At 30.1% G+C, this 15,661-nt stretch carries 11 protein-coding genes; 7 read left to right on the forward strand and 4 right to left on the reverse strand.

From position 1 onward, the window contains the following. Positions 1 to 52: 52 nt before the first annotated feature. The 4 genes from IC214_RS11830 to IC214_RS11845 all read left to right on the forward strand — a co-directional run bounded on the left by IC214_RS11830 (position 53) and on the right by IC214_RS11845 (position 4,705). On the forward strand, positions 53 to 691 hold the full coding sequence (locus tag IC214_RS11830) for a helix-turn-helix transcriptional regulator (protein WP_227432626.1): 639 nt from the start codon (positions 53 to 55) through the stop codon (positions 689 to 691). Between the two features lie 6 nt (positions 692 to 697). Then, positions 698 to 1,540: a pyruvate, water dikinase regulatory protein gene (locus IC214_RS11835; protein ID WP_227432627.1), complete on the forward strand. Its 843-nt coding sequence runs from the start codon at positions 698 to 700 to the stop codon at positions 1,538 to 1,540. 63 nt (positions 1,541 to 1,603) lie between these two features. Continuing rightward, positions 1,604 to 4,231, forward strand: coding sequence for a pyruvate, phosphate dikinase (gene ppdK / locus IC214_RS11840; RefSeq protein WP_227432628.1), 2,628 nt, complete (start codon positions 1,604 to 1,606; stop codon positions 4,229 to 4,231). A 228-nt stretch (positions 4,232 to 4,459) separates the two neighbouring features. Beyond that, positions 4,460 to 4,705, forward strand: a complete 246-nt coding sequence (locus IC214_RS11845) for a hypothetical protein (RefSeq protein WP_227432629.1) — start codon at positions 4,460 to 4,462, stop codon at positions 4,703 to 4,705. 165 nt (positions 4,706 to 4,870) lie between these two features. On the opposite strand, the gene IC214_RS11850 is transcribed toward IC214_RS11845, so the two are convergent. The 3 genes from IC214_RS11850 to IC214_RS11860 are packed head-to-tail and all read right to left on the reverse strand — an operon-like array spanning position 4,871 to position 10,569. Beyond that, positions 4,871 to 6,187, reverse strand: coding sequence for a TolC family protein (locus IC214_RS11850; RefSeq protein ID WP_227866688.1), 1,317 nt, complete (start codon positions 6,185 to 6,187; stop codon positions 4,871 to 4,873). A gap of 22 nt (positions 6,188 to 6,209) precedes the next feature. Continuing rightward, positions 6,210 to 9,341, reverse strand: coding sequence for an efflux RND transporter permease subunit (locus tag IC214_RS11855; RefSeq protein WP_227432631.1), 3,132 nt, complete (start codon positions 9,339 to 9,341; stop codon positions 6,210 to 6,212). Between the two features lie 4 nt (positions 9,342 to 9,345). Beyond that, positions 9,346 to 10,569: an efflux RND transporter periplasmic adaptor subunit gene (locus IC214_RS11860; protein WP_227432632.1), complete on the reverse strand. Its 1,224-nt coding sequence runs from the start codon at positions 10,567 to 10,569 to the stop codon at positions 9,346 to 9,348. Between the two features lie 250 nt (positions 10,570 to 10,819). Here IC214_RS11860 and IC214_RS11865 point away from each other — a divergent pair, with 250 nt between their 5' ends. Beyond that, positions 10,820 to 11,305 (forward strand): MarR family winged helix-turn-helix transcriptional regulator, encoded by a 486-nt coding sequence (locus tag IC214_RS11865; protein ID WP_227432633.1) that lies wholly within the window; start codon positions 10,820 to 10,822, stop codon positions 11,303 to 11,305. Between the two features lie 114 nt (positions 11,306 to 11,419). Here the strand turns inward: IC214_RS11865 and IC214_RS11870 are convergent, their stop codons facing one another. Next, a complete protein-coding gene (locus IC214_RS11870) occupies positions 11,420 to 13,660 on the reverse strand; it encodes a type IA DNA topoisomerase (protein ID WP_227851520.1) in 2,241 nt (746 codons plus the stop codon). Positions 13,661 to 13,772: 112 nt separating this feature from the next. Here IC214_RS11870 and dut point away from each other — a divergent pair, with 112 nt between their 5' ends. After that, positions 13,773 to 14,204, forward strand: coding sequence for a dUTP diphosphatase (gene dut / locus IC214_RS11875; protein ID WP_227432635.1), 432 nt, complete (start codon positions 13,773 to 13,775; stop codon positions 14,202 to 14,204). Positions 14,205 to 14,464: 260 nt separating this feature from the next. Next, positions 14,465 to 15,655, forward strand: coding sequence for a C40 family peptidase (locus tag IC214_RS11880; protein ID WP_227482824.1), 1,191 nt, complete (start codon positions 14,465 to 14,467; stop codon positions 15,653 to 15,655). Positions 15,656 to 15,661 lie beyond the last annotated feature (6 nt).

Genomic DNA, 15,661 nt, shown 5'->3' on the forward strand with positions numbered 1-15,661 from the left:
AATATACTATATAAGATACGAAAAGATAAAAAGTATAGCACAATGAAAGAAGGTGATTATTATTCAGCTTAATGAAAGACAACTAAAAATAATAGATATAGTTAAGGAAAATGAACCAATAACGAGTGAAAGTATTGCCTCCAGCTTGAATGTGACTCGTGCTACACTTAGATCTGATTTAGCTATATTAACAATGACAGGAATACTAGACGCAAGACCAAAAGTTGGATATTTTTATTCAGGAGTTAGTGAAATTAATTTAATTGGTAAAAGTATAAAAGAAAAAACAGTAGAAGATATAATGAGCATGCCTGTACTAGCTAAGAAAGACGAAAGTATATATGATGTAATAGTCACTATGTTTTTATCTGATGTAGGGAGTATAGTTATTATAGATGAAAATGAAGAATTATGTGGAGTTGTTTCTAGAAAGGACTTATTAAAAGCAACTATAGGAGGTTCTGATATAAATAAGATGCCAATAGGTATGATAATGACAAGAACTCCAAATGTAGTTACTTTGACTAAGGGAGCAAGTGTTTTATTGGCTTCAAAAAAAATAATAGAACATGAAGTAGATTCGATTCCAATTGTTGAATATAAAGAAGAAGACAAAAACCATATGAGAGTTGTTGGGAGAATATCAAAAACCAACATAACTAAGCTATTTTTAGAAATAGTTGACAATTAAGGAGGTATGCTGGTGAAAAACCTAATTATATATGCAGTATCAGACTCAGTAGGGGAGACTGCACAACAAGTTGCAAAAGCATGTATGTCACAATTTTATGTAAATGAAACTTATGAAATAAAAAGATTTCCATATATGATTAATAAGGGAGTATTACTTGAAACACTAGAAAATGCAAAAGCTGAAAACGCTTTGATTGTATATACATTAGTTGATGAAGAGCTATGCAGTATTGTTGAAAGATATTGCGAAAGAGAAGGTCTTAGTTGTATAGATTTGATGACAGATATATTAAGGGAAATAAGTAAAAGAACTGGAAGAAAACCAAAAAGAGAAGCTGGTATAATCAGAAAATTAGATGAATCTTACTTTAAGAGAGTTGAGGCTATAGAATTTGCAGTAAAATATGATGATGGAAAGGACCCTAGAGGAGTTCTTCAAGCAGACATAATTTTAGTGGGAATATCAAGAACATCTAAAACTCCTTTAAGTATGTATTTAGCTAATAAAAATATAAAAGTAGCTAATGTACCATTAGTTCCAGAAATACCAATTCCTAAAGAAGTATTTGAAATAGAAACTAAGAAGATAATAGGTCTTACTAATTCACCTGAAAAGTTGAATGAAATAAGAACTCAAAGATTAAAAGCTTTAGGGCTATCTAGTAAAGCTAATTATGCTAACTTAGAAAGAATACTTCAAGAATTAGACTATTCAGAAGAAATAATGAAGAAAATTGGATGCCCAGTAATAAATGTTTCAAATAAAGCAATTGAAGAAACTGCAGGTATAATTTTAGACATAATGAAGGAAAATGGTCTAAAAATATATAAAGAAATAGAAATTTAATAAAATGTTTAATAATAAAAATGATATAAATTAAAATAAAAAAGATTAATGGGGGATTTAACAATGGAAACTAAGTATGTTTATAGTTTTGGTGAAGGAAGCAAAGACATGAAATCTTTACTAGGAGGTAAAGGTGCCAATTTAGCAGAAATGACTAAGATAGGCTTACCTGTCCCTCCTGGGTTCACTATAACAACAGAGGCATGTAATGACTACTATGTTAATAATGAAAGTATAAGAGCAGAAATAATAAAAGAAATAGAAGCACATCTAGCTACTTTAGAAAAAGATTTAAACAAGACATTAGGATGCAATAAAAATCCACTACTAGTATCAGTTCGTTCTGGTGCAGTATTCTCTATGCCAGGAATGATGGATACAATACTTAACTTAGGTCTTAATGACAATAGTGTTATTGGTCTAGCAGAAGCTACACAAAATGAAAGATTTGCATATGATAGTTACAGAAGATTCATACAAATGTTTTCTGATGTTGCTATGGAAGTGCCAAAATACAAATTTGAAAATGTACTAGATAGAGTAAAAGAAGCAAAAGGATACACAGTTGATACAGAACTTACAACTGATGACTTAAAAGAAATAGTAAAAGAATTTAAAGCAATATACAAAAAAGAAATAAAAAGTGATTTTCCACAAGACCCAAAAGAGCAATTAATGCTTGCTATAGAGGCAGTGTTTAGATCATGGAATAACCCTCGTGCAATCGTATACCGTAGATTAAATGATATAGCTCATAATTTAGGAACAGCAGTAAACATTCAATCAATGGTATTTGGTAATATGGGAGAAACTAGTGGTACAGGTGTTGCATTTACTAGAAATCCAGCTACAGGAGAAAATAAATTATTTGGTGAATTCTTAATGAATGCTCAAGGTGAAGATGTTGTTGCAGGTATAAGAACTCCTCAAAATATATCAACTCTTGCTGAAGTAATGCCAGCTGTATTTGATGAATTCGTAAAAATTACTCATATACTTGAAGGTCACTATAAAGATATGCAAGATATAGAGTTTACTATAGAAAATGAAAGATTATATATATTACAAACTAGAAATGGTAAAAGAACAGCAGCAGCAGCAATAAATGTAGTAGTTGATTTAGTTGAAGCTGGAATAATAGATGAAAAAGAAGCTATAATGAGAATTGAGCCTAATCAATTAGACCAGTTATTACATCCAAAATTTGAAGATAAAGCTTTAAAAGAAGCTAAAGTTATAGCAAAAGGTTTACCAGCATCACCAGGTGCAGCAAGTGGTAGAGTTTACTTCAATGCTGATGATGTAGTAAAAGCAAATGAAAAGGGAGAAAAAGTAGTTTTAGTTAGACTAGAAACATCTCCAGAAGATATAGAAGGTATGGTTAAGGCTGAAGGAATTCTTACAGCTAGAGGTGGAATGACATCACATGCAGCAGTTGTTGCTAGAGGTATGGGTAAATGTTGTGTTGCTGGATGTGGAGAAATAAAAGTTGATGAGTTTAATAAAGAAGTAAGAGCTCTTGATGATATAGTTATAAAAGAAGGAGAGTACATTTCTATAGATGGTTCTACAGGAAATGTTTACTTAGGAGATGTTAAGAAAACAGAAGTTTCTTTAACTGGAAATTTTGAAAAATTAATGCAATGGGTAGATAAGCATAAATGTATGATGGTTAGAACTAACGCAGATAATCCTAGAGATGCTCGTGCAGCTATAGAATTTGGTGCTGAAGGTATAGGTTTATGTAGAACTGAGCATATGTTCTTTGATGAAGACAGATTACCAGCAGTTAGAGAAATGATATTGTCTAATACAGTAGAGCAAAGAGAAAAAGCTCTTGAAAAAATATTACCAATGCAAAGAGAAGATTTTGTAGAGTTATTCAAAGTTATGGATGGAAAGCCAGTTAATATAAGATTACTAGATCCACCACTACATGAATTCTTACCTCATGATGATGAAACTATAGAAGAACTTTCAAAAACTATGGGAATAAAAGTAAGTGATATTAAGAAGAGAATAGTTGATTTAGATGAATTTAACCCAATGCTTGGCCACAGAGGATGTAGACTTGCAATAACTTATCCTGAAATATGTGTAATGCAATCTAAGGCAATAATACAAGGTGCTATAGAAGCAATAAGAGCAGGTGTTAAGGTATCTCCAGAAATAATGGTTCCATTAATTGGAGAAGTAAATGAGTTAAAGATAATAAGAAAAATGATAGTAGAAACTGTTGATGCTATAATCAAAGAAGAAGGAGTAGAAGTTCCTTATACTGTAGGTACTATGATAGAAATACCTAGAGCTTGTTTAACAGCTGATGAAATAGCACAAGAAGCAGACTTCTTCAGTTTTGGCACTAATGACTTAACTCAAATGGCATTTGGATATTCAAGAGATGATGCTGGTAAATTCTTAGGTCAATATGTAGATGAAGAAATATTAGAAAAAGACCCATTCCAAGTACTAGACCAAAATGGTGTTGGTAAGTTAGTTAAGATGGGAGTTAAATTAGGTAGAGAAGTTAAACCAGAATTAAAACTAGGAATATGTGGAGAACATGGTGGAGAACCATCTTCAGTAGAGTTCTGTTATAATGTAGGACTTAACTATGTATCTTGTTCACCATTTAGAGTGCCAATTGCTAGACTTGCAGCAGCTCAAGCATCTATAAAAAACCCTAGATAGTAATATATTATAAATACATGTAATTAAACTAAAATATTATATCTCCTATACATCAATGTATCAAATAGAGTATTTGTAAATTGAGTATAGGGGATTTTTATTTTATATTATTATAAAAAAACTAATTTATATTATAGTAGGTGAAACGTATTTAATTATGTTGCATACATTATTGTAAGAGAGAAATTTCAACTAATAATTAAATTGAGTTTACTGGAGGGGATAAAGTTGACAAAGTGTCCTAAATGTGGAAAAGAAGTATCATCACGTCCAGGTAGTATATGCCCACGATGTGGATTTAAAGTAGTAGAAGAGAGTCTTAAAATGAGATGCCCAGAACCTAGCTGTAGAGCATTGGTATCTAGGAAGTTGGACTATTGTCCTAAATGTGGATGTAAGCTGAAAGGATATAATATTTCAGAATTTGTTAATATGGTCAGATGTAAAATAGATGAAACATTTGATAAAAAGTAATTAAATTAAGCTTTAGACTTTATTTTGTAGTAAAGAATATATGTGTTCTTAGAATCAATAATATTTTAGTAAATAGAAAAAGAGTTGAACTAATAATAAGCCAACTCTTTTTCTATTTTATTGAGCAAATTTATTTTAGTAAATAAATGTTTTTATACAACAGTATTATTTTTTGCCTCCATCACTAAGTATCCATGGCTTTTCTATACCATTTTTTAATGAATTATAGTTTACAATAAGTGTATCGTAGCTATTTTTAGCATCTTCATTGCTTACTACTTGTTTTTTATAGTCAGTTAGAGTAATCAATCCTAAGTCATATCTTAGCTTAGTATTTTTTAATTGTTTTTCCGATAATTCAAGCTGTTTTTTAGTTGTTCCAATTGTATCTTCTAAATCAAGTAATTGTGCATAGCTATCAATCAAGCCTTTTTTTAGAGCTTTTTTACTATCTTCTAGTGTAACTAAGCCATTTTCAGTTTCATATTTTCTTTGAAGGTAATTTGCATATGTAGTAAGCCCAGCAGCATAAGTTTTTCTTTCAAGATTGTATGCTTCAACTGCATTTTTGTATTGTTCATAATCTTTCTTGTACTTATCTAGAAGAACTTTATATTGGTCATCAGTTAAACTACCTTGTTCTGGTTTTGTAGGAGCAACTGGTCTTGTAAGATTAGGTCTATCTGGTAAATCTGCCTTATTTTCATCGTCATCATTAAAACTTTCTTCTGTACGTTCTAAAATCAATTGGTCATACTTTAAGTATTCATTAACCTTACCTTCCATGTATGAATCAACTGAACCACCTACTCTAAAAGACTCAAAACGGTATTCTTTATCTAATTGATAGTTGTCTAAATTTATATTAGTCAACAACTTAAAATAATCTTGATTGTTTTTTAGTTCTTGAAGTTTAGATTTTTGAGTATTTTGTAGCGTCTGAAGTTCAAGCTCAGCTGACTCAGTTTCTAATGATGTCACTAGACCTAAATCCTTTTTTAGTTTCATATCTTTAATTTCTTTAGTTTTTATCTCAAGATTATTTTTTATTTTATCTAACTCATTTTCTCTTGATACTAAATCATTATACTTATTAGTAATATCATTTGCTATTTGGTCTTCCATAAAATATTTGGCCTGTTCGCTTTGATTTTTAAGAAGTCCAATTTGGTCGTATGGAAATGAATTATTACCTTCAGAATATCTATCAAATTCATCCTGTACTTCTAGTTTTTCTTTTAACATTTTTATTTCTTCTGATTTCATTTTTAATTTTTCACTATTTTTAATTGCTGCACTGACAGCATCTCTAGCAGTTAAAAATTCTTTTTCAGCTGTTCTTTTAGTCGAGTCACTTAAGGTAGCATTATCAACTTCATTTATAGAAGAAGTATTATCATTTGCATAGGCTGGCATTAAATTAGCTGTTATTATACCAACACCACATCCAATTGCAATTATTTTACTAACTTTTTTCTTCAATACAATCGCCCTCCATTTATATTTAAATTTTAGCTTTTAATTTTGGTTTCTTAAATATTTTTCCTTTTATATCTCCTATTTTATCTGTTATTTTACCAAATATTTTAGGCATCCTATCTGAAAACTTATTTTCCCACTTATCAAATATTAAATATATAGTAGGGATAAGTACTAGTGTTATTAGTGTAGATACAGTAAGACCACCCATTATAACTACGGCTAGTGGTTGCATTGTTTCTCCACCTTCACCAAGAGATAATGCTGTTGGTAACATACCTAGAATTGTTGTTGCAGTTGTCATTAAAACGGGTCTTAGTCTCGCAGCACAACCAATTGAAACCAATCCAATTAAATCATTACTACTATTTGCTTTTCTAAGTTGTTCTATGTAGTCAATAAGAACTATACCGTTGTTAACAACGATACCGATAAGTAAGATTATCCCTAACATACCTACAGTACTTAAACTTTGACCAGTTACCAAAAGAGAAAGTACAACTCCAACAAATGCAAATGGCACACAGAACATTATTATAAATGGTTTACTAAATGATTCAAATTGAGCTACCATTACCATATAAACAAGTGCTATGGCTATAACCATTGAGAATCCAAGACTGGCCATAGATTCATTCATCATTTCTGTTTCTCCACCAACACCAATAGAGTAGTCTTTAGGGATTAGCATCTTATTAGTTTTTTCTAATGCTAATTTTGTAGCTGTACCAGCATCTAAATTATCAAGTGTTGCAGTTATATTTACAGAAAAATCACCATCAGTTCTTGATATGGACTGTAAACCATCTACCATTTTTATATCCGAGAAAGCTCCAAGAGGTACTTCATTTCCAGTTGTAGAATTTACTTTTAACTGTTTTATATCTTCTAGATTATCAATACTATCTGCTTTAAACTTTAGATTTACATCGACTTTGTAGTCATCAATAGTAGCAGTAGTAACTGAATCACCATTTATTGCAGTACGCAATAATCCTGCAATTTCTGCTGTATTTACACCGTATTCTTGCGCTCTATGTTTGTCTATTGTAAATTGAGCTTCTTGTGTTGTATCTGTAAGGGAAGTCTCTACATTTCTAAATCCTTTTATAGAACTGAATTCTTTTTCAACTTCTTTTCCTAATATCTTTAATACATCCAAATCAGGCCCCTTCATCTCTAATGTGAAGTCTGCTCCTGAAGTTCCACCCATAACACTACTATTTTGACTTACATTTATTTTACAATCTGGAACAGTAGCAACTCTATCAATTATTTCTTTTTCTATTTCATCGGTAGTTCTTTTTCTATTTTTTTGAGATTCCAATTCAATTGCTATACTTGCACTATTATTATTTGAGTCTGATGTCAAACTTGTTATCAATGTCTTGATTTCTGGAATATCTGAAACTTTTTTCTCTGTCATAGAAACATAATAATCATTAGCTTCTAAGCTAAGACCCTTTGGAAGTTCTATAGAAATAGCCAATTCTCCTTTATCTGCTGCAGGCATAAAGTCCATACCTATAAAGCTCATTCCGAATAGAGAAGCTACAAATATAAGTAAACTTGATATTACTACTAATTTCTGATGTCTCAAGCATACACTTAGTAATCTTTTATATCCTTCACTTACCTTATCAAATATAGGGCTATCTTTTTCTTTCATTTTTTCACTACTTTTACCTCTACTTAGTTTTGCAAATACACTAGGAACAAGAGTAATTGCACCTATAAAAGAGAAGGCTAGAGAAGCTATAAGTGTTTTACCTAAAGCCCCAAATGTTATTTTGGCTATACCTTCTGTAAACATAATAGGTAAGAATATAGCTATAGTAGTCAATGTTGATGCTAGTATTGCATTGGTGACAGTTCTTGTACCTTCAATAGCACAATCATCAATGCTCAAACGACCACTTTTCCTGTATTTAAATATGTTTTCAATTACAACTGTAGCATTATCAACGACCATACCAACTGAAATTACCAATGAACTTGCAGTGATAAGGTTTAAACTTTCGCCTGTAAAATAGAGAACAGCTATTGCTCCTATTATAGAAATTGGTATTGCCACTGCAACAACTAATGAAGCTCTTACACTTTTTAAGAAAGCAAATATTACTACAAATGCAATAACTGCACTTATAAGTAAATTGCTCATTACGCTGTTTATTGATTCGCTTATGTAAGCACTTGTATCATTGGCAATTTTAATTTTAAATTGTGGATTTTCTTTATTCAATTCATCTACATATTTATATGCATCTTGCATAACTTTTACAGTATTTGCATCTTGTTGCTTAGAAATATCTATTACTAAACTGCTTTTTCCATTGTATCTATAAATACTATCTTTGTCTGCAAATCCATAATCTACACTACAAAGAGTATCTAAGTTAACAGTGTTTCCTCCTTTTACAGGAATTTGAATCTGTTTTATATCATCCAAAGATTCTAATTTATCAATTGATCTTAAGACTATCTTATCTTCACCTTGAGTAATTGAACCATAAGGGAATGTTTTATTACTAGATGATAAAATACCTTTTATAGTTGATAAACTAACTCCATAATTTGAAAGAACTGATGGGTCAGCTATTACATTAACTTGAGCTTTTTCTCCACCTTTAATGTCTGCTGATGTAGTACCATCTATAGATTCTATTTTAGGCTGAATTACATCTTCAGCGTATTTTCTTAGTGCTTGTGCATTATTATTTCCACCAGATATAACAAGCTGACCTATAGCTTGTGCATTCATATCTAATTTTAGTACTGTTGGCTTAGCTGCATCATCTGGTAAACTAGTTTGTAATGCATCTACTTTAGATCTAACATCGTTCATTATTTCATCTAGGTTGGTTCCAAATTCAAATTGAGCTACGACCATAGAAACACTTTCTTGTGAACTTGATATAGTTGAGCTTACATTTGAAACAGATGATAAACTTTCATCAACTTTTTGGCTAACTTGTTCGTCAACGTCTTGAGGACCTGCACCTGTCCAAGTAGTCATAACCATTACAACAGGTATTTCTATATCAGGCATTAGATTTATTGACATTTTTTTATATCCAATACCACCAAAAACTATTAATACTAAGAAGACCATTATGATTGTGAGAGGACGCTTAACGGAAGTATGTGTTAAATTCATAATACTATTTCTCCTTTTCTACAGGAAATATCTTAGTTCCATCAGAAATAAGACTTATCCCCCCAATAACCACTGTATCTTTTTCACTTACACCACTTTTGATTGCTATTTTATCCTCTGTTACAATTCCAGTTTGAACTAATGTTTTCTTTGCTATGTTATCTTTAGTTGCTATGTATACATATTTTTTTCCATTTTCTTCAAATATTGCTTTTTTAGGTACTGTAACAGCTCCATTTTCTTTTTCAACGCTTAAGTTTACTTGTGCAGACATTCCTGCTTTAAATTTGTTGTTAGTATTAGTAACAAGTATTTTAACAGGATATAAAGATGTCTGAGGGTCAACTACTGAAGGAACATAATCTATCTTTCCTAAAACTCTTTGGTCTTCAATAACAACATCTACATTACCATCCTTTTTAAATTTAGCTATATCTGCTTCTGCTACATTTAAGCCTACTTCTAATATATTAGGATTAGAAATCACAAAAGCTGGTTGTGATTGTGTTATCATCTCTTTTGAGTCAAAGTTTTTGGCTGTGATTGTTCCATCCACTGGAGCTTTTAATGTCAGCTTATCTAAGTTACTCATTGCTAAGTTATATGATACTTGAGCTTGGTCAAGTTGTTTTTTAGCAAGTGATTTAGCTTGAGGTATACTTTTTGAAGTTGCTGTATTGTATGCTCTTTGTGCAGAATCTAGTTGTTGTTTTGATTGTTCTAAAGCAACTTCTATTTTTTTAAATTGGTCTAAACTAATTACTTCCTGCTCATAAAGAACCTTGTTATTGTCATAATTTCTTTGGGATTCATCATATTGAAGTTTTGCGCTATCAAGAGCTGTTTTTGCTTGATTCACTTGAGCTTCTAATGCACCCCCAGTAGCACTTGCATAACTTGCTTTTGCTAAATCTAGTGATGCTTTAGACTGTTTTACACTGTTTTCTAAATCTTCACTAGTTATACTCAATAAATCATCACCTTTTCTTACATTTTGGCCAAGTTTCACATAAACTTCTTGAACTGTGCCAGCAGTTTGAGCAGTAACTGATGTCTCATCTTTAACTTTTGTAGTTCCTGAGAAAGCATTTGTATTTTCTATTTCTCCACCTACTGCCTTTTGAACAGAGACTGCTATAGGTTTTTCTGGTTCAGGTTCATCTGTTTTTCCACATCCAACTAAGAACAGTGAACTACACATTAAAAAAACTACTAAATATCTTTTCATATCTCCTCCTATTATATTTTACACTAGCTTGTTGTAGAATTTAAAGTGTCTTATAATTTAAGTTTAGTTTTAGGCTAATTAAAAAACTTCCCTTTTTTGGCATTTTATAATTCTCTAATTTGATTATAAATTTATAATTATTATGAGTCAATAACTTTTTCTTGTTTTAAATTTATTAATAGTTTATAATTTATACTATAATAAGTAATGAATATTTTATTACAGTATTTATTGAAGGGATGTTACAAATATGGATAACGATAATATACTTAAAATAGCAGACTCTTTTTTAGACTTTTTATTTGTACTTCAAAATAATATATTCAAAGAAAACGATTTGTTAAAAAAATTTCAAAACAACTCAGATATGATGAAAGAGTATTTTGGAGAGTGTCCAATGGCTCCATCACATGCAAAGGTAATTCTTTATCTTATGACATCAAATTCATCATCAATTTCTCAAATAGCTTCTAATTTAGGAATACTAAAATCAAATATGACACCAATTATTGATAGATTGGTAGAGCATAATTTAGTAAATAAATTTCCTGACCCAAAAGACAGAAGAGTTCTTAGAGTTGAATTGACAGATAAAGCATTTGAATTATTTGATATTGTACAATCTATTCTTAAAGAGTCTATAGTAAAGAAACTATCAAATCTTTCTGATGAGGAACTAACTTTATTAGATGAACATACACTTAAACTATCAGAAATAGTAAAAAAATTAGTTTAAATGTACATATGAGAAGTTATTATATAAAGTTAAATTTTTACACAAAGCAGAAATAGCAGTAGTATAATATATTTAATATTATACTACTGCTATTTCTGCTTTTATGAATATTATTTAATTCTCAAATTCTATTTTCCAGTTGAAGTAGCCAGTATCTGGATTTTTATTATATTTTAATGTAGCATCAAACTTGTTTCCATTTTTAGAAGTTAAAGATTTTACTTTTGTCTCACCTTTTTTTAAAATATTTTTGACCATAGTTTTATTAACTTTCTTTTTGTAGAGGCTTAGGTATTTGTCATTTTTCCAAATAACGAACTTACACTCTTTATGATTTTTACAAGCAAATCCTTTATCAAACTCAAGAACATCACCTTGACAAATAGGACATTTACCAAGAGACGTATTTTCATTATTGGTTTTATTTTCTTTTTTGATATCTGTATCTTTTGATACAGCAATTTCCTTTTCAGAATCAGTTAAACTTTTTTTGGAACTATTTTTTGAATCCTTTGCTTTTACCTTAGTAAATTTTTTAGTTTTTGAATCAAAAGTATAAGCCTCTGTATTTATATTTTTTGAAGCATCCTGTTTTATAATATTAACATTTTGATATATAAAACTAATAATATGAGTAAGATATTCTTTTCTAGTGTATTTACCTTTTTGAATATCACTTAAACTTTTTTCAAGTTTACCAGTGTAATCTACATCAAATAAGTCCTTAACAGGAAAAATTTCAACTAAATTTTTTCCAAGGTCTGTTATAAAGTAAGATTTGCCTTTTTTCTTTACATAGCCCACTTGACTTATTTTTTTTAGTACATCAGCACGTGTGGCTGATGTTCCTATTGAATACCCTGAAAGTACAGTTGTGTCTTCTTCAGGTACATTTTTACCACAATTTTTCATAGCTTTTAAAAGTGTATCTTCAGTATATGATTTAGGTGGTGTTGTTTGTTTGGTTAATGGCTTTATCTCTAAGACATCAACAATATCATCCTTGTTTACAAATGGAAGTAAATCGTTTTTTTCTTCCTTATTATACACCTCAAGGTATCCCTTTGATTTAAGTACTTTTCCTTTTGTTAAAAAAGTGCAATCATCTACTTTAGTCTTAATTTCTGTATTCTCATATTCAGCAGGAGGCATAAAGTTTGCTACAAATCTATCTTTTATAGCATCATAAACCAATTGTTCATCTTTAGATAAATTTTTTGGTATTATGTAAGTAGGAATTATAGCACTATGTGAATCTACTTTGGATGAATCAAAGACCCTTTTTGTTTTGGAGAATTTAATTTTATTTTCATATTCAAGACCGACTTTTAATTTTTCTAAAGTTTGAGAAGCCTTTGAAGTTAAACTTTCTTCTAAAAAAATAGAATCGGTTCTTGGATAAGTTATATACCCACCTTTACCATTACCCTCATAAAGAGATTGACATACATTTAAAACTTTATCAGAGGTAAAATTAGAGTACTTAGAAGTTATATATCCTTGAAGTGATGTTAAACTAAAAAGTTTTGGTGCATACTCTTTTGACATAGTAACTTTTTTATCTAGTATTTTACCAGTTTGAGATGTAATTGAAGCTATGACTTTATTTGCATCTTCAAGTGTGTCAAATTTACTTTCTTTACCTTTAATATATTTACCTTTATATTCACCATTTTCAGCTTTAAAATGACCTTCTACTTCATAATAAGTTTTGGGAACAAAATTCAGTATTTCCATATCCCTATCATAGACTAATTTGACTGTTGGAAGAATTACTCTACCTATATTTAATAATTTCCCATTTCCATATTTTAATGTAGCAACGGAAGTGAAGTTTATTCCAATTAACCAATCAGTAATAAGTCTTGTATATCCAGCAGCTTGAAGATTTCTCATTTCATCTTCATCTTTTAAGTTTTTTATACCTCTCGTAATGTCTTCTGGAGTCCATTCATTTACCAAAATTCTTTTTACTGGTTTCTTATTTTTTGCAAGTAAAAATATTAAAAATGCTATAAGTTCTCCCTCTCTGTCATTATCAGTGGCATTTATTACATATTCCACATCTTTTCTGTTTAAAAGTTTTTTTACAGTATTGAATTGTTTGGTTTTAGAACTATCAATTTTGAATTTAAACTTATTTTCAGGCACAAATGGAAAGTTATTCATTTTCCAAGAGCCAGAATACTTATCTTTATCATAATCTTTCATATCATATAATGATACTAAGTGTCCAACTGCATAAGTAATTATATAGTCATTTCCTTCAAAGTAACCATCTTGTCTAGTCTTTGCACCTAAAAACGATGCTATAGTTTTTGCAACAGATGGTTTCTCAGCAAGTACAAGTTTCATAAAAAATCCTCCTTTAAAACACTAATAATTATATTACCACAAAAAAATAAAAAACTTCAAGAGGCTGAAATTTAAGTTATAATATTTATAGGAAATTGAAAGGAGATAAAAAATGTACAATTTAAAAGTAAAAAAATTAAATGACGACGCTATAATACCTAATTTTGCTCACAAAGGTGATGCTGGTATGGATTTGTATTCTATAGAGGAGGTTGTAATACCTTCTGGAGAGACTAAACTTATTAAAACTGGAATATGTATAGAACTTCCTGTTATGACAGAAGCGCAAGTAAGACCTAGAAGTGGACTTGCTTTAAAACATTCAATTACTGTGTTAAATACACCAGGAACTATTGATGAGGGATATAGAGGAGAGCTTAAAATCATATTAATAAATCATGGAAAAAATGATTTTAAAGTTGAAAAACATATGAAGATTGCTCAAATGGTAGTAAAACCTATATATGAGATTAATATAGAAGAAGTTAAAGAATTAAGTGATTCCGAAAGAGGAAAAGGTGGATTTGGTTCAACAGGGTTATAAAAGTTACAAAAAAGTTAAAAAATATAAAATTGTTTAATAAGATATAGTTTGGCTATATAACTGAGTTTTAACCTCTCTATGATTAAAAAATATTTATGGTAATTTATGGTATAGAATTATTACTATAGACAAATAGTTACAAATTTGTAATAATATTAATATAAAAGAAATAATTGATATTTAAAAATAGTGTCAATTATTTCTTTTATGTTAGAAATAAAAAATAAATCTACTAGAAAAGAGGAGATGAGTGGAAAGTTATGAATTTTAATCAAAAGAGAGTAGCAGCCAGTATAATGGCCACAGCGATAATAATGCCTACAATGGGGAATTTAGCATATGCTAATGAGTCTGAAATAGAAAGTTCAACTGTAGAAAGTAGAACAATAACAGGGAATGCAGTAAATTTTAGAAAAGGACCAGGTACAAATAATGCATCTATAGGAAAGTTCTACAAAGGTGATAAAGTTGAGTACATAGGAAAAGATGGTTCTTGGGTAAAAGTTAAATATAATGGGAATACAGGTTATGTGCATGAAAAATATTTATCAATAAATAGCCTAGGAAATAGTAATGAAAGTAATGATGCTTCAGTAAAATCAACAAAAGTTGTTACAGCAAAGGGATTAAACTTTAGAACAGGTCCAAGTACAGGAAGTTCTAAAATATCTACTTTGGGATATGGTACTGAAGTTGGATACATATCTGAGTCAAATGGATGGTCAAAAATAAGTTCTAATGGTAGAGTCGGTTATGTTTCAAGTAAATACTTAGGAACTAACTTAAGTGATTCTGCAAATGGAAATGATGGAAGCAGTTCAAGTGATATTGTAAAGGATACAAAAGTTGTAACAGCAAAATCATTAAACCTTAGAACAGGACCAGGAACAGGACACTCTAAAGTGGCTACGTTAAGTTATGGTACTGAAGTTGGAAGTATCTCAGAAGATGGTGGATGGACAAAAGTAAATCATGATGACCAAACAGGATATGTATCAAGTCAATATCTTGCAGAAAAAGGTTCTGTTGATACTTCAACTCCATCCGATTCAACTAATTCTCCAAGTCAGGGAGCTGATAGTGTAATAGGCTTTGCAAAGACACTACTTGGAAAACCATATGTATGGGGAGCAGAAGGTCCAAATAGTTTTGACTGTTCTGGATTCACACAATACGTTATGAAAAAATCTGCTGGAGTTAGTATACCAAGAGTATCTAGAGACCAAAGTAAGTATGGAGCATATGTAAATAGAGGAGACCTTAGAAGCGGAGATTTAATATTCTTTGATACACAAGGTTCAAATAATGGCTCTGTAAGTCATGTTGGAATATATATGGGAAATGGAGAGATGATACACGCATCTTCAGGTTCATCAAAAAAGGTAACAATATCTAATATAAATAGTAGTTACTATTCAAGTAGATATGTAAATGCAAGAAGAGTTTTATAATCATTT

This window comes from Clostridioides sp. ES-S-0190-01, assembly GCF_020658275.1.
Taxonomy (GTDB): domain Bacteria; phylum Bacillota; class Clostridia; order Peptostreptococcales; family Peptostreptococcaceae; genus Clostridioides.